Origin of the sequence: Kitasatospora sp. NPDC001547 (genome assembly GCF_042894165.1) — a bacterium.
GTDB lineage: Bacteria > Actinomycetota > Actinomycetes > Streptomycetales > Streptomycetaceae > Kitasatospora.
This window is the reverse complement of record NZ_JBIAVL010000040.1, coordinates 1-19883: the sequence shown is the minus strand read 5'-3', so window position 1 is coordinate 19883 and position 19883 is coordinate 1. Positions and strand designations below refer to the sequence as shown.

Here is a 19883-nt window from a genome sequence, read left to right as displayed (position 1 = left end):
GCCGACCGGCGACTCAGGAGCACCATGGCTGCCAGCGTATCCCGCACCCCCCGGTGGTTCACCGCCGCTGCGCTCCTGCTCGCGGTGCTCAGCGGATGCTCGTCCGCCCATCCCGCCGACAGGAGTGACACACCACCCGTGAAATCCAAGGCCGACGCTCAAGCTTGGGCGCAGCAGATCACCGAGCACATGGCCCAGACCGCCGGGATCGAGACCGACGCGTCGACCATCGACGCGCTCTTCACCCCGTGTACCGGCAAGAACGGCGAGACCGCCCCCGACGATCGGTACATCCTGATGTACAGCGTCAAGAGCACGGTGCCCCGTGCCCAGCACCCGGATGCGGTCAGGAAGGTCCGCGACATGCTGGTCGGCGAAGGTCTGACCGTGAAGGGCTATCGCGAAACCGTGGACGGCAAGCCGGACGCGCTCGTCGACGCCTTCCATCCCAGCAGCCGCTACTCAGCGACGGCGTCCACGTCGGGCACTGCGGACCGTATGTACCTGCGGGTCGTCACCCCCTGCCTACTCCCTCCCCCTGAAGAGCCAGCTCCTACGTCCTGACGCCGGCCACCCGCAGCGCGGCAGAAGAACGGCGAGGCCACCCAGCGAGGGCGGCCTCGCCGTTTCGGCCCTGCGGGTAGTACGGCGATGGTGCTATGAGGCGGCGCGGTGGCGGCGTCCGGCTTGTTCGAGGGCGTGCTGGAGCTGATCGCGGGGCATGGTGGAGCGGTGGGGGGTGTCGAGTCCAGGGCCCCCCACAGGGCGTCTGCGGCCCGCCGGTCCACAGCCTCAGGGGTCGGTTCCCCTCACCCGCCCGTCCGCTCCTTCGCCATCATGTCGAAGCAACACCAGAGCTAACGGCTCCCTGGCCGGGTTGACGCGATCCGGCAGAGGCCTCTCCAGCTTCCGCCCGCTGAGTTGCCGGTTGGCCTGGCGTTGCCGCTCGGCCAACCGGACTCGTCCCATTATCGGTCAGACTTGGTACCAGGCTCGGAAGGATTCTCCCGCTGCGCCCTGGTCGATGGCCCAGGTGATGCCTGCGGCATCGGTGGTCATGACGATCATGGCTCCGTTGTCGAGGAGTGTGACGCGGGGGTCTCCGGCGAAGGTCATGTTCGGGTTGCCGAGGTAGGCGCCGGTGCTGAAGCCGGTGGTCGGGTTGCCCTGGCCGAACAGGGCGATGTGTCCGTTGCTCGTGCGGGCGACGATGTTGACGGTGCCGCCGGCTCCGGGCGACAGGACGATGCTGGTGGCGCCGCCGGTTCCGCCGCTGACGCTGACCTTGTACCACTCGCGGAACGGCGTCCCGGGTGAGGCCTGGTCGATGGCCCAGACGTCGCCGTTGACGTCGATGGCGGCCACGATCATGGTGCCGTTCGAGGCGATGGTGACGCTGGGATCCCCGGCGAAGGAGGGCGAGGAGGTGCCGAGGAAGGCGCCTGGGCTGAATCCACTGGTGGGGCTGCCCTGGCCGAAGAAGCCGATGTGGCCGTTGGTGGTGCGGGCGAACAGGTTGACGGTCCCGCCCCCTGCCGGGGACAGCACGGACGCGGCTCGGCCCGTGAGCCCACCACTGCCGCTGACCTTGTACCAGGTGCCGAACGCGGCGCCGGGCGCGGGCTGGTTGGTCGCCCACAGGTCGCCGGCCGTGTCGACGGCGGTGACGATCATGCTGCCGTTGGCGGTGAGGGTGACGGCGGGGTCCTGGGCGAACACCGGTGCCGAGGTGCCGACGGCCGCCGCGGGACTGAAGGACGCGTCGGGACCGGTCTGGGCGTAGTCGACGATCTGGCCGGTACGGGTGCGGACGAAGACGTGGACGGTTCCGCCTGCGGCCGGCGACAGGATGGGTGCCGGGTCGCCGGTGTGGACGCCCTGGGCACTGAGCTGGTACCAGCTGCGGAAGCCGCCCGTGGTGCTGGTCTGGTTGGTCGCCCACAGGCTTCCGTCGGCGTTGGCCTTCACGGCGACGAGGGTGCCGTTGGCGGCGCGCGTCATCGCGGTGGCCGGGCTGCGTAGGCTCTGCCCGCCGTCGAGTGCGGTGACGGTGTGCAGGTTGCCCTGGGCGGCCAGGCGCGGTTGGCCGAGCCCGGTGGGTGTGCCCGGGTACATCAGCAGGCAGCCGGTGGGGCAGGTGGTGCTCTGCGCGGTCCCGTCGGCGGCGTAGTAGGTCACCACGGCGGTGGAATCGGCCGGCGTGGTCGCGAGGATGTCACCGGTGCTCTGGCCCGGGGTCGGGGTGAACAGCCGGTAGCCCTTGCCGCTGTCGGCGACGCTGCCGTGCAGGTTGCCCGGCGCCGTGATCAACGGCCGGTGCTGGGGGTCGAAGCCGGTGGCGTAGACGGTGCCGGTGGCGGGGGCGGCGGCCTGGTAGCCGAGGCCGTCGGCGTTGCGGGCGCCGGGCACGAGGCGGATGCGGCCGTACTCGGTGTCGTTCGGGTCGGTGGTGTTGCAGCGGGCGAGCAGGTCGGGGATGCCGTCGCCGTTGACGTCACCGGGGGCGAGCACGTCGTAGTCGGCCCATCCGGAGGGGGAGAAGACTACGCCGGGCTTGAGTCTGGTGGTGTCCGTTCCGGTGGCGAGGGGCCCCGCGTCGGTGCCGCTGTAGAGGAGGAGAGCGTCGCCGTCCTTGGCGATCATGTCACTGCCGGGAAGCTTGTCGACGTTGCCTGCGGCGACGATCTGGCTGGTGCTCGACCAGTCGCCCCCGCTGGGGTGGAGCAGTTCGGTGCGCTTGGACTCGTCGGGGGCGCCCATTCCGTTTCCGGGGTGGAGGTAGAGCCGGGTGCCCTGCTTGACGAGGAAGTCCTCGTAGCCGTCCTTGGTCTGTCCTGGGGTCTGGCTGGCGAAGTCGCCCCGGTGGGTGATCTGGGCTCCGGACCAGCCCGGGTTGGCGACGGTCCGGGGCTGGTCGAAGGTGCCGTCGCCGCGTCCGGGGTAGAGGACGAGTTCGCCGGTGCTGGTGGCGGCCACCAGGTCGGCGTGCCCGTCACCGGTCAGGTCGCCGGGCCGGTCGCCGGTCAGGGCCGGGTCGGTGGCGTCGTGGACGAAGTTGCTCGGGGCGGTGGTGATCAGTGTGGTGCTGGAGTTGGGGCCGCCGTCCGAGCCGTCGTACGGGGAGAGGTTGCCCGCCTTGTCCATGGCCTGGACAGTGAGCCGGTTGGTCGGATACAGGGTGGGGGTGAACGTGACGGTCGCCGTCCCGTCGGGGCCGGCGTCCACCCAGGTCCCACCGCAGCCCTGGTTGACCACGGGCAGCAGCTTGTTGAGCGAGTAGCAGAAGCCCTTCAGGCCGAACTGGTCGCTGGAGGCGAACTTGACCGTGCGCGGGCTTCGGGCGGGCATGTCCTCGACGTCGATGCTGTGGCCGTCCGCGGAGGTGACGGTCGGCTTGGACGGCGCTGTCCCGTCCACGTTGAAGCCGCACTCACGGCCGAAGCCCGAGCCGACGATGCCGTCCTCGGCCGCGACGTGCCACTTGTAGCGGCCGCCGTCACGCATCTTGGCCCAGCCGAGCCTCGTGATGGCCCACGTTCCATTGGGAGCGGAGGCCCGATCGACCTGGACGTACTGCCCGGTGTCATGGTCCCAGACCTCGAACTTGGCGCTCAGGGCGACGTCGGTGTCCGGGTCGGAGATCCTGGCGGTCAGGACGACGTCATTGCGCCCGACAGTGGGCCACGCCGCGGGGTCGCTGACGCATGGCACGTTGACGTTGCTACTGCTGCCGGGTGTCCACTGGCCCTCCCAGGCCGCGTAGTCGTGCAGGACCGGGGCCCGGTTGTAGGTGACCTCGAGCCACGGGTTGTTCTTGAACCGCTTGTAACTGTTCTTGTTGCCAAGGTAGTTGTCCGGAGTGCGCAGCCCGAAGGTGACGCTGTCGTCGCCGCGGTCGGCCACGCCTTGGACGACGGCGCGCAGGTTCTCGGTGCTGAAGTCCACGCCCTGCACACCGGGGCAGAAGGTGGGGTTGCCGTGGGCGAAGGCCTTGGCGTCGAGCTGCCAGATCCAGGGGGCCTGGCTGTTCCAGGTCGGCGTCGAGGCGTTGATGGGTCCGGTCGCCCAGAGCTCGGTGTTGCCCGCCACGGCCGGGTCACAGCCCCACGAGTGGGTCTCTTCCACGTGGAACGTCGCGGACATGATGGTGGCACCGGCCAGGCCGCGGGTGTTCATCTCGAAGTAGGAGCGGGTGTTGCCGCTGCCGTTGTAGCCGACGCGCGGCTCGTCCGGCGGGTTGTCCGAGTTCCAGCCGTTGCCGTCCGGGTAGCCGGCGTTGGGCGTGGCGGAGTACACCACCGCCCAGCGGTTGCGCCAGCCGTCGGTGAACGTCGGGTCGATGACGACCGGGAAGACGGTGTCGGCGCCGTGCAGCAGACCGGCGTCCGGGGTCAGCCGCAGCGTGTCCGCGGTGATCTGGGTGGTCATCGTCTTCGGTGCGTGCTCGGCCGCGCCCGGGATGGTCGGGCTCGACGGCGGGGTGATGTCGGCGGACTGGGGAGCCGCTGCCTGTGCGCTCTTGGCCATCGGCGAGCCAGCCGCAGTGGGCCGTTGCTGGGACGTGGCGGCCGGGGCGTGGGAATCCCACATCCGCGGGGCCTCCGCAGTGAAGACCGTACCGCCGGCGCCGTCGGTCGCGGCGATCCGGCCGTCCTTGCCGGAACTGAGGGTGATACCCGTGGTCTTGAGTCCGTAGGTGACCTGGGCCAGACGCGGATCGGCGGCGGCCTGACGGGTCTTGACGACCAACTGGTGGGAGAAACCGTCGCTCTCGGCGAGGACCTTCAGGTCCACCCCGGGCAGCACGTCGCGGTACAGGGCCGTACTGCCGTTCAGTTCGGGCTGCGGCAACGGTGCCGGCCAGGTGATGGCGAGCGACTTGCCGTCCTTGCGCATCGCGGCCAGCGGAGCGTTCCCACCGGCGGAGAAGGCCATCGGGAAGACAGCGGCCTTCGGCGCGATGGTGCCGTCGGGACGGCGCTCCAGCGTGGCGTCGGCCGGCTGCCACTGCCCGTTGACCTTGGCCCGGACCGGCCGCGCATGCCGACGCTGGGTGAAACTGCCGTCCGGATTCGCCACGAGATCGGTCGACTGGTCCTGCCGGCCCTCAACCTCGACAGGCTTCCCAATCTGATGTGCCTTCAACAAGGCTTCTCGCTCAGGGGTGTTCGGCCGCAGAGCGGTGGAAGTGGCTCCGGTATCCGCGCGAGCGGGAATTGGTCCCGTCGCCGCGATTCCGACGGCGGCCGCTGCGATCAGCGCAGCCGCCGACTTCTGGGTCGTTCGCCCTATTCGGCGGGCGTTGTGATGGTGCATCCCCTTCACTTTCTGTTCGGTTCGCGAGAGCCCCCATCATGCAAGCGAGTGGTGACGGTCTGGCGGAGTGTGAGGTGGTCGGATCTGGGAGGAGAAGGAAATCAGATGCCACATCGTGATCACAGAGCGCGGAGAGTGAGTGAGGAAGGGGTGCTTTACGAGACAAACCCGCATTTTGCGACGTGCCATCAATGCGGAGGAGTGTCTCTGAGTGCGTGAAGGAGTTATAAAAGAGAGATAAATGGCCCCAGGGTGAGGTGCGCGACGGATAAACAACAAGCATCTCGTCAGCGGCCCTTGGTAGCGTCCCGCCGGGTGCGATCGCACCCGCACAAGACGACCCAGAGGAATGAACGGATGCTTCCATCCGACGCGGGCGCATCGCCCGGGCCGCGAAATCGACGGTCCGAGGCAATAACACGCCCAACGCTCCGTAAAGTTGTACCCATAGCCGTAACGGCTCTGATCACCGCCGCCATACAGATACCGGCGATCGCGGTAGCGGCCGACAGTGAGTTCAAGCTGCCGCCCGTCCAGCACACGGAGTCCGTTCCGCTCGCGAAGGTCGAGGCGGAACACCCGAAGGCGCCTCAGCCCCCGGCCGCACCTCCGGCCGCGGCCTGGCCCAAGCCGGGGAAGGCCGAGCTCAACCTGCCGGCAGCCTCGGCGCAGAAGCCTTCCGCTCAGGCGAAGGCGCCAGGCCTGCCGCTGACCGTGGCCTCCACACGGCAGGATCCGGCGGCGGGTGGGCAGTCCAAGGTCCGGGTGGGCCTGTCGGACCGGGCCGCCGCGGCGAGGGTCGGTCTCGACGGTGTCCTGGTCGACCTCGAACCGGTGGCGGGCAACGCCACGCCGGACACGGCGCGTGTCCAGTTGGACTACAAGGCCTTCCGTGAGTCGTTCGGGGCCGACTGGGGCTCGCGCCTGACCTTCGTCCAGCTCCCCGCGTGCGCGCTGACCACACCGGACCAGCCGCAGTGCCGCACGACCACACCAGTGGCCTTCTCGAACGACACCAAGGCCGGAACCCTGACGGCCGACGTCGCGGTGACCGCACCCGTCGGCCAGGCTTCCTCCGACGGCGCCGTCAAGACGTCCTTCGCCCAGGCCGCGAGCACGTCGGACGCCGGAGCGACGGTGCTGGCCGCCACGGCCGGGGCCTCGGGCCCGGACGGCAACTACAAGGCGACCTCGCTCTCCCCCTCCGGTACCTGGTCGGCGAGCGGCAACACCGGCTCCTTCAACTGGTCCTACCCCATCCAGGTGCCCCCTGTCCCCGGTGACCTTGCCCCTCAGGTCGCCCTCGGCTACTCGTCCGCGTCCATCGACGGGCGCACCGCGTCCACCAACAACCAGTCTTCCTGGATCGGTGACGGCTGGGACTACAACCCCGGCTTCATCGAGCGCAGCTACACCGCCTGCGCGGGCGACAAGGGGTCGCGCAGCAATGCTCCCGACAAGAGCGGCGACCTGTGTTGGAAGTCCGACAACGCAACGGTCTCGCTCAACGGCAGCAGCTCCGCTCTGGTGCGCGACGACGCGAGCGGCACGTGGAAGCTGTCCAATGACGACGGCTCGCGCGTGGAGAAGCTCAACGGCAACGCGACGGACACCGCGAACGGCGACACCGACAACGAGTACTGGAAGGTCACCACGACCGACGGCACCCAGTACTTCTTCGGTAAGAACCGTCTGCCCGGCTGGAGCGCGGGTAAGCCCGAGACCGGCTCAGCCCTGACCGTGCCCGTGTTCGGCAACCAGCCCGACGAGCCCGGCTACGCATCCGAGTTCAAGGACTCCTCGCGTGACCGGGGCTGGCGCTGGCAGCTGGACTACGTCGTGGACCCGCACGGCAACGCGATCGCGTACTTCTACGACCAGGAGAAGAACGCTTACGCCAAGAACAGCGGCGCAGCCACGGGAACGCTCAAGGCCGATGCGGTCTACACCCGTGCCGCCACGCTGAACCGCATCGAGTACGGCCACCGGGCAGGCCAGGTCTACAACGCGTCGCCCGCCGGCAAGGTCACCTTCTCCACCACCGACCGGTGCGTGGAGACCGACTGCTCCTTCACCAAGACCAACGCCGCCAACTGGTACGACACCCCGGTCGACCAGTCCTGCGACACGGGCCAGGACTGCCGCAACGGCGCCCCGACCTTCTGGTCCAAGAGGCGCCTGACGGGCATCAGCACGCAGGCCCTGCAGAGCAACGGCAGCTACCGCGACATCGACGCCTGGAGCCTGGACCAGGACTTCCCCGCGACCGGCAGCAGCGGCGGCCGGGCCCTGTGGCTGAAGACCATCACTCGTACGGCCAAGGCCGGCTCCGCCCAGCTGACCCTCCAGCCGGTGACCTTCGGCCACGGGGACCCGCTTCCCAACCGGGTCGACTCCGCCGAGGGCCGTTCACCGCTGTACCGGTTCCGGATCAACCGGATCACCTCCGAGACCGGTTCCAACACCGACATCAAGTACACCGACATCGACTGCGTCGCCGGCGCCCTGCCCGCCCCGGACGCCAACACCAGGCGTTGCTACCCGTCCTGGTGGACACCCGAGGACGCGGCCGAACCGGTCTTCGACTGGTTCCACAAGTACCTCGTGGAGAAGGTCACCGAGCACGACCTGGTGGCCGGCTCCGGATCCCCCGACAAGGTCACCGCCTACGAGTACCTCGACGGGGCCGCCTGGCGGCGCGACAACTCCGAGTTCACCGCGGACAAGGAGCGCACCTGGAACGACTTCCGTGGCTACCAGCGGGTCCGCACCCGTGTAGGCGACTCCAACAAGAGCCTGACCGAGACCGTCTACTTCCGTGGCATGGACGGCGACACCCTCGCCAACGGCCAGCCCCGCCCCGTCAGCCCCCTCCAGGGCGTCAAGGACAGCAACGAACTCGCCGGTTTCGCCCGCGAGAGCCTCGTCTACGACCAAGACGGCGGCAAGCCGGTCACCAGCACGGTCAACGCCCCCTGGGTCCGAGGAACCGCGAGCCGGACCGTGAAGGCCCTGCCCAGCAAGGAGGGCAAGACTGCGACTCCTCCAAGTGAGAAGGACCGACCAGAGGTAGCGGTCCTTCCCCCGGTGACCGCGACGATGGTCCGCACCGAGAGCGTGACCACCAATGCGTTCCAACCGGACGGCACCATCGCCCGAACAGTGCGATCGAGCAGTACCTTCGACGGCTACGGCCAGACCACGACGGTCTCCGACGAAGGCGACACGAACGTCACCGGTGACGAGCAGTGCACTCGCACGACCTACGTCACCCCGGACACCGCCAACTGGCTCATCGCCTACCCGCAGTCCGTCCAGACCACCAGCACTCTCTGCTCGACGAACGCCACATCGGCGACCGTCACGAGCGAAGCCAGGACGGCCTACGACAGCAGGCCCCTCGGATCCCCGCCGGAGCCCGGCAAGGGCTACGCAACCACGACGGAGGCCCTGGACCGCTACGACGGCACCACCCCGCACTACCTGACGGTCAGCACCACCGCATACGACCAGTACGGGCGTGCAACCTCCGTCAAGGACGTCAACAACGCGAAAACGACGACGTCCTACACCCCGGCGAGCGGCTCCCAGGCCACCGTCGTTCAGTCCACCAACCCCAAGCAGTTCACGACCACCACCACCTACGACGGCCTGCGCGCCCTTCCGGTGAAGGTCGTCGACGCCAACAACCGCACCACCCACGTCGGCTACGACGCCCTCGGCCGCACCACGGCCGTGTGGAACCCGGGCCGGGACAAGAGCGCCTCACCCAACGCGACGTACACGTACACCATCGCACCCGGCAAGCAGCCCGCCGTCACGACCAGGACCCTGCTGGAAGGCGGCGACTACCGCACCAGCATCTCCCTGTACGACGGCCTCCTGCGCCCGCGCCAGGTCCAGGAGGAGGCGCACGGAGGAAGCACCGCCCACAACGGCGGTCGCAACATCACCGACAGCTTCTACGACAGCCACGGGCGGGTCTACCGCGCGAACGCGGCGTACCACGCCGACGGCGCGCCGGAAGCGGCGCTGTGGATCGGCCTGGACAACAAGGTCCCGTCCCAGACGGAGACCGAGTTCGACGGCCTCGACCGCCCCACCGCCAGCATCTTCAAGTCGCTGAACGTGGAGAAGTGGCGTTCCACCACGCGCTACGGCGTGAACTGGGGTGCGACGACCCCGCCCGACGGCGGCACCCCCACGCTCACGATCACTGATGCCCATGGCCGAACGTCCGAGGTGCGGCACTACAAGACCGGGAGCCCGGACTTCGACGCGTCCGCGTCGGCGTACGAGTCCCTGAAGTACTCCTACAATCCGGCCGGCAAGCTCACCCGGTTCACCGACGCCGCAGGCAACGCCTGGGCCTGGGAGTACGACCTGCTCGGCCGCCAGACCAAGGCCGCCGACCCGGACTCGGGCATCATTACTAGCACCTACAACGCTGACGGCACCCTCGCCACGCTCACCGACGCCCGGGGCAAGACACTCACGTACACCTACGACATCCTCGGCCGCAAGACCGCGATGTTCGACGGCTCCACCACCGGAACGAAGCTCGCGGAGTGGACCTACGACACCCTGCCCGGCAGCAACGGCATGGCCACCGGCAGCACCCGCTGGGAGAACGGCAAGGCCTACACCACCGCAGTCACCGGGCTCGACGGCGCGGCCCGGCCGCTGGGCAGCACCGTCACCATTCCGGACAGCGAAGGGCTCCTCGCGGGCACCTACACCACGGCCCAGACCTACACGCCCGACACCGGTCTGGTGGGTACCTCGACCTACCCGGCTGGCGGCGGACTCGCGCAGGAGACCGTCCGTCGCAGCTACACTCCGCTGGGCCTGCCCACCTCGGTAAGCGGCAGCCGGGTGTACTCGCTCGGCAACTCCTACTCACCGTTCGGCCAGCTCCAGCAGAGCGTCACCGGTGATATCGGGTCCAGGGCGGTGCAGACCTACCTCTACGAGGACGCGACCCAGCGACTCGCGCTGGTCCAGACCGACCGGGAGAAGAGCGGGCCGGGAACCCTCGGCAAGAAGACCTACACCTACAACCCGATCGGCAACATCACCCGGATCCATGACCTTCGCGACAACGCCACCGTCACGGACACCCAGTGCTACACGTACGACTTCGCCCAGCGCCTGACCAACGCCTGGTCGTCGACCGACAACTGCGTTGCCACGCCGACGGCGACCAGCGACCCGCGCGTCGGCGGGGTCGACCCGTACTGGAGCAGCTACACCTACGACGCGGCCGGCAACCGCACCCAGGCCACCAACCGCTCCTTCGGTGCTACCCCCGGTCCGCTGATGGACACCACCAAGGTGAGCTCCGTCGCCATCGCCGGTGACGGCCAGACCAGCGCCGTCGCGATCTCCGACGGCCAGGTCTACCTCGCCCAGCAGCGCGCCGACGGCACCTGGGCCAACTTCGAGAACCTGCACAGGACCCAGGCAGGGCCCCTGCCCGCCCCCGTCGACTACGTCGCGGCGGCCTGGGCCGACAACACCCTGCAGATCATGGCCGTCGCCGGCGGCAAGGTCTGGCACACCCTGCGCGGCGCCGACGGCAAGTGGGGAGGCTGGGGCGACGTCACCAGCGTAGTCGGATCCATCGCCAACCCCAGCCAGCTCTCCCTGTCCGCCACCGCCTCCGGATTGGAGGTCCTCGCCCTCTCCGACGGCGTGCTCAAGCACACCCTGCGCAAGCCCGACGGCAACTGGGGCGCCTGGGGCAACGTCTACGGCGAGACCGGCAGCCTCACCGGAGCCACCCGCGTCACCAGCGCGGCCACCAGCTCCGGTCTCGAGGTCATCGTGATCGCGGGCGACAGGCTCTGGCACACCATCCGCTTCAGCAACGGCATCTGGCAGAAGTGGGGCGACGTCTACGGAGCCACCGGCGCTCTGACCTCGCCCACCAGCGTCACCGCAACCGCGACCGGTGCCGGCCTCGAAGTCGCGGCCCTCGCCAGCGGAAACATCTGGCACACCCTTCGTCGGACCGACGCCAGCTGGGCCGGTTGGGGCAACGTCAGTCAGGTCGTCGGCCAACTCAACCAGCCCACGTCCGCGGCCGTCGTCAGCTCAGGCGGTGATCTGAAGCTCATCGCCGCTGCCGGAGGAACGCTCAACTACACCAAACGGGCCTACGCCACCGGCAGCTGGACCCCCTGGAGCCAACTCACCCAGACGCTCCAGAACCCACCGACCGACCAGACCCAGCGCACCTCCACCTACCCCGCCCCCGGCAGCACCCGACCCCACGCCCTCAGCCGCGTCGACATCACCGGCACCGGAGCCCGCACCGACACCTTCACCTACGACGAGGCCGGCAACACCGTCCGCCGCGTCACCGCCGACGGCGACCAAGCCCTCGAATGGGACACCGAGGGCCACCTCGCCAAGTCCACCACCGCGGGCAACAGCACCACCTTCCTCTACGACGCCAACGGCAACCGCCTCCTGCGCCGTGAGCCGGGCTCGGCGACCCTCTACCTGGGCGGCCAGGAGCTCAAGCTCGACAAGACCACGAACAAGGTCACCGGCACCCGCTACATCACCGCCGGCGCCGTCACCCTCGTCAAGGCCTCCGAGGGCAGCCTCAGCTACCTCATCAACGACCACCAGGGAACCGCCCAACTCACCATCAGCGCCGACAACCTCGCCTACACCCGAGGCGACACCACCCCCTTCGGCACCCCCCGAGGCAAGAAACCCGCCTCCTGGCCCACCGAACGCGGCTTCGTCGGCGGCACCAACGACGCCACCACCGGCCTCACCCACCTCGGAGCCCGCGAATACGACCCGGCCAACGGCCGCTTCATATCCGTCGACCCCATCCTCGACCTCACCGACCTGCAACAGGTCAACGGCTACGCCTACAGCAACAACAACCCCGTCAACTACAGCGACCCCACCGGACTGGCGCTGGAGGAATGTGCCAGCGGTATGGCGAGCTGCAGTAACCTCGGCACCAAGGTCGACGGAAAAGGCGTCAACTACTCGGCAGTAGTCGCGCAAAGTGCCATTTTCCAGTTCATTGGAGGTCTCAATCGAATAGCCTACGAACTTACTGGCAGCACGCTGGCCGAAATATATTCTCAGAGCAAGAAGAAGAAATCCCCCGCGCGGACAATTGGAAACTGTGGCGGCGCACAGCAGTTCAATCCCGAATGCGCGGGAGTGAGGGATGCGCCCAAGTCTAATCCGCTCGATATTCCAGACCTTCCCAAAAGCGAAGGGCTGGACGGCTGGCGATGGGTGGCCGCCAACGCCTCATATAAGGCCGGTATTCTCACTGGCATGACCGGGGGGTCCGGAATGGGGATTACGCTGAAGCCCGGCGGAGGGCTTCGAATTGGCGGATTCGGGGAAAGCGTACCCCGAGGCGTACCGCAAGGCCTGACGGCGGAGAGCTTTGCGAAGCTCAGTAGCACCGTCCGAGATGGAACTCGCCAGTTTGGCGAGAACCTCGATATTGTTGTACAGGGAAGTCGGGCATGGGGAAATGCTGGCGGGCTCTCCGATCTCGATCTTGGAGTCCGAGTACCATCTGAGAGGTTCGATGAGCTTGTCACTCAGCGCTTTGGTAGCCCTAATCCTGGCAGTTCAAAGGAGCGCACCATGAACCATGCCGCTGCCACTGGCAAAATCCAGTCAGGCGAAGCTGGTCTGAAGAACCTCAGAAAGACACTTGAGTCTCAGCTCGGCATGGAGGTCGACATCTCTATCATTCGCGAGGGCGGGCCCTTCGATAACCCCAACACCCTTAAGGTGCCGTGATTTATGCCATTTAACTCCTACTGCAAGATCTACGTTTCGAAACTGAGGCAGAGTACCGTCTCAGGGCTTATCGGGCAAGAATGCGGCTGCGAATTCTCCGATCTCGGCGCAGAGATTCAAGGCATAGATATTGAAGTCCGGAGGAATCCCGACTCGGACCCGGGCGCCGAACCGGAAGATTTCGTCTTTTGGCCGGTGATTATAGAAGTAGAAGCGGAATCTGGAGGCGGCGAAGAAGTAGTGGATCTTGTTGCCGGATTGCTTAGAATTCTCTGGGAGAGCGAAGGAATGGCTGTCGCTTCATGTGATTTCGAAGATCGCCTTCCTTGGGAAGGTGGCGCCGCTCGACTTGGGGATCGTCGAGGTTCATGAATCTTGAAATGACCTGATAGTTTGCCGCATTCCAAGAGCTAACTTCGACCTTTCGCAGCGGCCCGCCGGTTCATCCGGCGGGCCGTTCGGCTTGTTTGGTTATGTGGGTCCGGAAAGGGTAGGGGAGATTCCTTGATCCCCCGGAACAGCTGGAGAGCTGGGGCGGCTGGCTATTCAGTGCGGCAGATTCACACGTGGGCGCGATTGGGGTCGACGAGCCTGGGGCCGGGACTCCGGCACACGGCACCCTCGCTGTTTTGGAAAGTGAGAGATGGCCACCGATGTCAGCTGGATCAAGTCACCGGCTCGACGAAGGCCGCGCTGGTCCCGCAGGGCAACCACCACCCGGCCGCACCTTCTGCCCGCTCTCGAGCTGATCTGGCATGGTGCAAGTCCCGCTCGGCCTCGTCGGCCGCCCGGCGGCCTCCCGCTCGGCCCGTTGGGCGTCGGCCACCACGACCTGGGCGGCCTGCCGCTCCCGGGCGTGTCGGCGTTGGGCTTCGGCGGCACGAGCCGCAGGACGCTCCCTGCCCGGCCGCGTCGCCGGAGCTCGGAGGAAGCCATGCTTCGTCCCGTCACGGGCGAGCTTGCCAGGGCAGCTGCGGGCGGACCGGCCCCGGTCTCAGCGGCCGGGGTCCCCGGACTCGCAGCTTCGCCGGGCACGATGCCGGGCCACGGCAGCGGTTGCAGGGCTGCGGTCAGCCGACCTTGTGCGAGCATCCGGGCGGCGTGGGGGCGGCGAATGCGGCGGGCAGCGTCTCCTCCAGGCCGGAGACCATGTCCGCGCTGAGCGGGGGCCCGACCGCCGCCGCGTCCTGCCGAGCCTTCCCGGTGAGGGTGTGCACCAGCGCGCAGCGCTGTTCGGCGAGGGCACGCAGCTGGCGTCTTGCGAGATGCTCCTGGGAGTTCCGCAGGGCCTGCCTGAGGTCCAGGAACTGCTCGACCAGGTCCTGGTGCCGGTGGGCGAGAAGGTTCGTGGCCCAGGCCACGATGGGGGGCCGGCGCAGGGCTCGGATCCGTTTCGCAGCTGCGGTTCGTTCTTCTCATCGGACACCCCGGCGCCACGCTGCCGCCCAGACCTCCCTGCCCTCGAAGGCAGGCGGACCTGCCGGGTCTGGGGGCGGACCAGGGTGACACCACGGTGGCGTCCCCGAACGCGACCGAGCGACCGAAGCGACCGAAAGCCCGTGTTCAGTCGCGAGCGGGGGAATGCGACACGCCGGGAGCCGCCTTGCTGGGATGTCGGGTCGCTTCGGTCGCTGATGTTCAGTCGCTCGGCAAAAGAGCAGGTCAGAGCCCATGCGTGGCTCCAAACAGCGACTCAAGCGACTGAGGTTCCGGTATATGACGACATTCGCGTGTGCGCGTGTGCGTTATAGACCTGGGCTTGAGTCGCTTGAGTCGCTGATCTGCTCTGATCACCTCGCTGACCTGCAGAAATATGGTCACTCGCGATTGCAGCGACTGAACGCTTCGAGTCGCTGTACTTCAGCTCGGTCGCTACCTGAAGGGAGTCGTGGCCGGGTGCACGCCTCCGGTTTCCTGCTCGGCTAGTCTGTCTGAGCTATGTTCTGGGCTTGAGTCGCTTGAGTCGCTGTTTCGCTGACCCCATGCCCCCTGACCTGGGCTTTCGTCCCAGCGACTCAGTCAGAGACCGAACACCGAGCAGAGACCGAACAGGGAAGAGGGAGCAGCGTGACGGCGCCGAAGGCCGTGGGGAGCGACCGAAGCGACCGACCGGGCACCATGTCCTGGTCGCTGGCCGTCGCCCTGTGGTGTGCTTCGCAGGGCTGGCCTGTTCACCCGCTCGCTCCCGGCCGCAAGACCCCGCCCGCGAACTGCCCGCCCTGCCAGGAAGACGGTCACGCCGCCGCCACCTGCAGGTGCCCCGCAGCCGGCCGCTGGTGCCACGGCTTCCACGCCGCCACCCTCGACCCCGCGCAGCTCGAGGTCTGGTGGAAGACCAACCCGGCCTTCGGTGTCGGCGTTGCCTGCGGGCCCGCCCGCCTGGTCGTCCTCGACGTGGACACCCACACCGACGCGGTCCCCACCCGGGACCGGATCCTGCCCGGCATCCCGATCCACGAGGACGTCCCCCTCGACGGCCTCGCCTCCGGGTACCACAGCCTCGCGCTCCTGGCCGCCCTCCACCAGGCCACCGACCCCACCACCGACACCGGCACCCTGCGCGTGCGCACCCCGTCCGGAGGCCTGCACATCTGGTACCTCGACCACGCCGGCCTGGAGTTCACCTGTTCCACCGGATCCTCCAGGGCCCGGGCCCTGGCCTGGCAGGTCGACGTCCGAGCCCACGGCGGCTTCATCGTCGCTCCCGGAACCGCCACCCATGCCGGCACCTACGAGCCCCTTCCCGGCGCGAAGACCCCTGCCCCACTCCCACAGTGGCTCAGCGACAACCTGGTGCGCACCGGCCACCTCAAGAACAAGCCCGTCCCGCCGCCCGCCGCCCAGCCCGTGGTGGCCCCACGCGGTCGCCAGGCCGTCCTCGCGGCAGGCGGCGGCCGAACCAGGGCGACCAGACTGCTCGACCCCCTCCTGCAGGACGTGGCGAACTGCGCCACCGCCTCGGCGGGCACCGGCTTCACCGGCAAGCTCAACCGTGCCGCCTTCACCGCCGGAGGCCTCGTCGCCGCCGACCACCTCACCCACACCGAAGCCGAGCAGGCGCTCCTCGACGTTGCGCTCGCCGCCCGCCCCGACCAGGACCGGCACAACCGTGCCGTGATCCGGGCCGGGCTCGCCGCAGGCGCCCGCAGGCCGTTCCACCTGGAGGTGCGGGGATGAACGACATGCCCCACCAGCGATTCGACCCCTTCAAGGCCGCGCAGCACATCCTGGCCCACCAAGGCGTCCCTGGGGCGGGGGCCCTTCCCTTGCCGTCACCCACCACGGCGGTGCAGGACAGCCTGCTGGACCTCCAGCCCCAGCCTCCGGTCCCGCAGCCCCCCGTCCCGCAGCCCCCCGTCCCGCAGCCCCCCGTCCCGCAGCCCCCCGTCCCTCGGCCCGCCACCACGATGGCGGCCCCCGCGCCGGCAGCCAGGTACCCCGAACCCGCCGGCGCCGAGGCGACCGCACACGGCCTCCTGCCGGACTCCCTGTCCGACCGCGGCAACGCCAAGCTCTTCGTCCACCTCTACGGGGGCGACTACCGCCACGTCCCCGGCCTGGGTTGGTACCGGTGGGCCAAGCACCGCTGGCAACTCGACGAGGACGACACCGTCCTGTGGGCCGCCGGAGAAATGGCCGAAGCCATCGCCACCCACGACCCTCGCGGCATCCACACCAACTCGGACCTGCGCCGCCACCGCCGCCGCGCACTGTCCACCTCCGGCATGAACGCCATGCTCACCCAGGCGAAGTCCGCCCCCGGCATGGTCCTCAACGCCGCCCTGCTCGACGCCGACCCCTACGCCCTGTGTACCCCAGGAGGCGTCGTCGACCTGCGCACCGCAACGATCTCCGCCCCGGACCCCACCCGCCACCACCATTCCCGCTCCACCACCCTCGCGCCTGCCCGCATGCCCACCCCGCGCTGGGACCGTTTCCTCGTCGATACCTTCGGCGACGACGCGAACGGCCGCCAGACCCGAGACTTCCTCCACCTGCTCCTCGGCTACTCGATCAGTGGCGATGTCGGCGCCCAGGTCATGCCCTTCCTCTACGGCCAGGGCAAGAACGGCAAATCCGTCCTCCTCGACGTCATGATCCAACTCCTCGGCGACTACGCGGACGCCGCGCCGCCCGGCTTCCTCATGGCCAAGACCTTCGACGGCCACCCCACCGACCTCGCCGAGCTCCACGGCCGACGCATCATCGTCTGCTCCGAGCTCAAGCCGGGCGACCGCTTCGACGAAGCCCGCGTCAAGCTGCTCACCGGCGGCGACAAGATCAAGGCGCGCCGGATGCGCCAGGACTTCTTCTCCTTCACGCCCACCCACAAGCTGTGGCTGCTCGGCAACCACCGACCGGAGGTGGGCACCGGCGGCTTCGCGTTCTGGCGCCGGATGCGCCTGATCCCCTTCGAACGGGTCGTCCCCGAGGAACGCAAGATCGACAACCTGGCGTACGTCCTCGTCGCCGAGGAAGGCCCCGGCATCCTCGCCTGGCTCATCGAGGGCGCCCGCCGCTACTTCGCCGGCGACAAGGACCTGGCCGGCCCGGAAGCTGTCCAGACCGCCACTACGGCGTACGCGGAGACCGAGGACCACGTCGGCCGCTTCCTCGGCGAAGCCTGCCGGATCGGCGACGGGATGCGGGCCGAACAGGCCCAGCTCTACGGCGCCTACACCCGCTGGTGCGGCTCCGAAGGGTCCAATCCGGTCTCCGCCCGCGCATTCGCCGCACGAGTGCGCGAAACACTGGGTATGACCTCCCCGAAGGAGATGGTCCTGTCCAACTCGCGTAAGTTCTACCCGGGCATCGGCCTGATCACCGACGACACAGAGGAGCAGCCGACGTGAGCGCGCTGATCGACCCGTCCGAGCTCGCCCACGAAACCGACCTCGTCTGGCTCGAGGACACCGCGGACCTCGACTACGTCCGCCAGTCGCTGGACCGCCTCACCACCCGCCGCGGCCGCCCCGCCTACCACCGCGACGGCCGCATGGTCGGCTACGCGATCCTCGGCCCCGACGCCAAGTCCTCCCGCGCCTCCGGAACCTTCCGCCGCCGCGTCTTCTGGCTCCTGCCCCACGACCGCGACCAGGAGCCCGACGGCCTCTACTCCAGCGGCGCCCCCTCCGAAGCCGTCGACCCACGCACCGTCGCCCCGGGCGTCAAGGGCTACAAAACCGAGCGCTCCGAAGGCGGCCCCGCCTCACCCGCCATGCTCGAACTCGGAATAACGCTCCCGAAAGCCTGACGCCTCAACACCCGTTTGACGCCGACGCGGCACGGAAGCACACCGCACCGCTACGCTCCCGCTCGTGGCCGACGTCTCACAGGCGAATCCAGCCTTGCAACAGGACGCCGATCCGTTCCTGGCGGTGTTGCGCACCGACGGGACGGGCTGGAGCGGGATCTACGCCTCACCCGCATGGTGGCGCCAGACAGCCACGGCCCCCAACTGGCCTGACCTGGCCGAGCAGATCGCCCGGGCCGGCGAGGAGAACATCAACCCGCACGTGTGCCGGGTGGTCGGCGCGACCACCCGGCGCCCTTGCAAGGTCGGCACCTACCAAGAGCCCTGCCCCCACCACGGCGCCGGCAATGAGACCAACCGCTGCGCAGCCACGACCCGCAAGGGCGGCACCTGCCGTTGGAACCTCGCGGTCAATGGCCAGTGCCCCAACCATCCGGAGACCTGGGAACGATTCGAACGGACCCGTCGTGACCAGGAGCACGCCGAGCAACAGAGCCGAGAGAAGGCGGCCCGCGCTGCCGCAGAACTCCATCGGCAACTCCAGGACGCCGCCCGCGCCATGGCCTGCCCGTACTGCGAGGCCGAACCTGAGGCGCCGTGCCGGGGCCGCGACGGCGCGGCCAAGAACACCGTCCACTCAACACGCCGCCGTCTCGCCGAGCACATGACGGTGGCAGCAGCCACCCCCTGCCCTTCGTGCGAGGCGACGGCCGGGACCCTGTGCCGTACCTCGAGCGGAAAGCACGCCCTCGACCCGCACGCCGCCCGCAGCCGCGCACAGGGCTGACCGCTCGCGTTACCGTCCAGGCTCCGAAGGATCCGCACCCAAGACCGACGGAACAAGGGGGCGGCTACCCGACGAAGCTCCGAACAGGAGAGACTGGTACCGGTCCCGCCCGTACGAGACCTCCGGAGGACATGGTTGAGCGCCGCACCCGTGCACGGCCACCACGACGGCAGCCAGCCCATCCCGCGCACCCAGGACGGCGTCGCTGCGGCGCTGCCGCCGGCGCAGCGGATGGAGTTCTACCGGGAGATGGGTGAGGCCGACGTCGAGACGATCGGCGGCGTCCTGCGGCGCTGGTGGCTGCGGGCCGAGCTCTACCGTGACCCGGAGGGCGACCGCATCCATGCCGCCGTTCAGGCCGGCACCGCCCCCGGTACCTCCGCATCCGCGGTCCTTCGCCGTCTCGGGGCCCTGTGAGCCACGGCGACTTCCCGGACGACGAGCACGACCCGATCAGCCTCTCCCCGGTCGTCGAGGAGTTCCTCGACGACCCGGCCACGCCGGCCGACGTCTTCTCCGCCGTCGTGGCGTTCCTGGCCTGGTAGGCGGCGGCCTGGTCCATCTCGGCGTGCACCCACCACAGGTCTCCGAGAACGCGATGCTGGCGCCCAGCCCAGCCGAGCATCTGCGCGGCGGGCTAGACGAGTAGTTCCGAAGTCGGTCAGTGGTCGTAGGCGATCAGTGAGCGGGTGACGGGTTGGCCGGTGGTCCGGTTGTGCCAGATCGCGCAGG

The 19883-nt window shown here is 68.7% G+C and carries 11 protein-coding genes; 9 read left to right on the top strand and 2 right to left on the bottom strand.

Features of this window, described 5'->3' with window-relative positions:
* Positions 1 to 24 precede the first annotated feature (24 nt).
* Positions 25 to 564: a hypothetical protein gene (locus tag ACFY0X_RS35965; RefSeq protein WP_387760729.1), complete on the top strand. Its 540-nt coding sequence runs from the start codon at positions 25 to 27 to the stop codon at positions 562 to 564.
* 411 nt (positions 565 to 975) lie between these two features.
* Here ACFY0X_RS35965 and ACFY0X_RS35960 read toward each other — a convergent pair whose 3' ends face one another.
* Positions 976 to 5079: a hypothetical protein gene (locus tag ACFY0X_RS35960; RefSeq protein ID WP_387760728.1), complete on the bottom strand. Its 4104-nt coding sequence runs from the start codon at positions 5077 to 5079 to the stop codon at positions 976 to 978.
* Positions 5080 to 5673: 594 nt separating this feature from the next.
* On the opposite strand from ACFY0X_RS35960, the gene ACFY0X_RS35955 reads away from it, so the two are divergent.
* Together ACFY0X_RS35955 and ACFY0X_RS35950 are read left to right on the top strand one after the other, a co-directional pair.
* Positions 5674 to 13110: an RHS repeat domain-containing protein gene (locus ACFY0X_RS35955; RefSeq protein WP_387760727.1), complete on the top strand. Its 7437-nt coding sequence runs from the start codon at positions 5674 to 5676 to the stop codon at positions 13108 to 13110.
* Positions 13111 to 13113: 3 nt separating this feature from the next.
* Entirely contained in the window at positions 13114 to 13482 is a 369-nt protein-coding gene (locus ACFY0X_RS35950; protein WP_387760726.1) for a hypothetical protein, read from the top strand.
* Between the two features lie 698 nt (positions 13483 to 14180).
* Here the strand turns inward: ACFY0X_RS35950 and ACFY0X_RS35945 are convergent.
* Positions 14181 to 14471: a hypothetical protein gene (locus tag ACFY0X_RS35945; protein WP_387760725.1), complete on the bottom strand. Its 291-nt coding sequence runs from the start codon at positions 14469 to 14471 to the stop codon at positions 14181 to 14183.
* 757 nt (positions 14472 to 15228) lie between these two features.
* Here ACFY0X_RS35945 and ACFY0X_RS35940 point away from each other — a divergent pair.
* The 6 genes from ACFY0X_RS35940 to ACFY0X_RS35915 all read left to right on the top strand — a co-directional run bounded on the left by ACFY0X_RS35940 (position 15229) and on the right by ACFY0X_RS35915 (position 19696).
* Complete coding sequence (locus ACFY0X_RS35940) at positions 15229 to 16287, top strand: bifunctional DNA primase/polymerase (RefSeq protein WP_387760747.1); 1059 nt, start codon at positions 15229 to 15231, stop codon at positions 16285 to 16287.
* Between the two features lie 230 nt (positions 16288 to 16517).
* Positions 16518 to 17963 carry a phage/plasmid primase, P4 family gene (locus ACFY0X_RS35935; protein WP_387760746.1) on the top strand — a complete coding sequence of 482 codons (1446 nt, stop codon included), beginning with the start codon at positions 16518 to 16520 and terminating at the stop codon, positions 17961 to 17963.
* Entirely contained in the window at positions 17960 to 18364 is a 405-nt protein-coding gene (locus ACFY0X_RS35930) for a DUF6009 family protein (RefSeq protein ID WP_387760724.1), read from the top strand. The genes ACFY0X_RS35935 and ACFY0X_RS35930 overlap by 4 nt, the downstream gene beginning before the upstream one ends.
* Before the next feature lie 64 nt (positions 18365 to 18428).
* A complete protein-coding gene (locus tag ACFY0X_RS35925; RefSeq protein ID WP_387760723.1) occupies positions 18429 to 19151 on the top strand; it encodes a hypothetical protein in 723 nt (240 codons plus the stop codon).
* A gap of 135 nt (positions 19152 to 19286) precedes the next feature.
* Entirely contained in the window at positions 19287 to 19568 is a 282-nt protein-coding gene (locus ACFY0X_RS35920; protein WP_387760722.1) for a hypothetical protein, read from the top strand.
* Positions 19565 to 19696 (top strand): hypothetical protein, encoded by a 132-nt coding sequence (locus ACFY0X_RS35915; RefSeq protein WP_387760721.1) that lies wholly within the window; start codon positions 19565 to 19567, stop codon positions 19694 to 19696. Before ACFY0X_RS35920 ends, ACFY0X_RS35915 begins: the two co-directional genes overlap by 4 nt.
* The last annotated feature ends 187 nt before the right edge of the window (positions 19697 to 19883 follow it).

What these genes read in the sequence shown, in the direction of transcription:
- ACFY0X_RS35965 (WP_387760729.1), top strand. Translation starts at nt 25, where the DNA reads ATGGCTGCCAGCGTATCCCGCACCCCCCGGTGGTTCACCGCCGCTGCG.
- ACFY0X_RS35955 (WP_387760727.1), top strand. Translation starts at nt 5,674, where the DNA reads ATGCTTCCATCCGACGCGGGCGCATCGCCCGGGCCGCGAAATCGACGG.
- ACFY0X_RS35950 (WP_387760726.1), top strand. Translation starts at nt 13,114, where the DNA reads ATGCCATTTAACTCCTACTGCAAGATCTACGTTTCGAAACTGAGGCAG.
- ACFY0X_RS35940 (WP_387760747.1), top strand. Translation starts at nt 15,229, where the DNA reads ATGTCCTGGTCGCTGGCCGTCGCCCTGTGGTGTGCTTCGCAGGGCTGG.
- ACFY0X_RS35935 (WP_387760746.1), top strand. Translation starts at nt 16,518, where the DNA reads ATGGCGGCCCCCGCGCCGGCAGCCAGGTACCCCGAACCCGCCGGCGCC.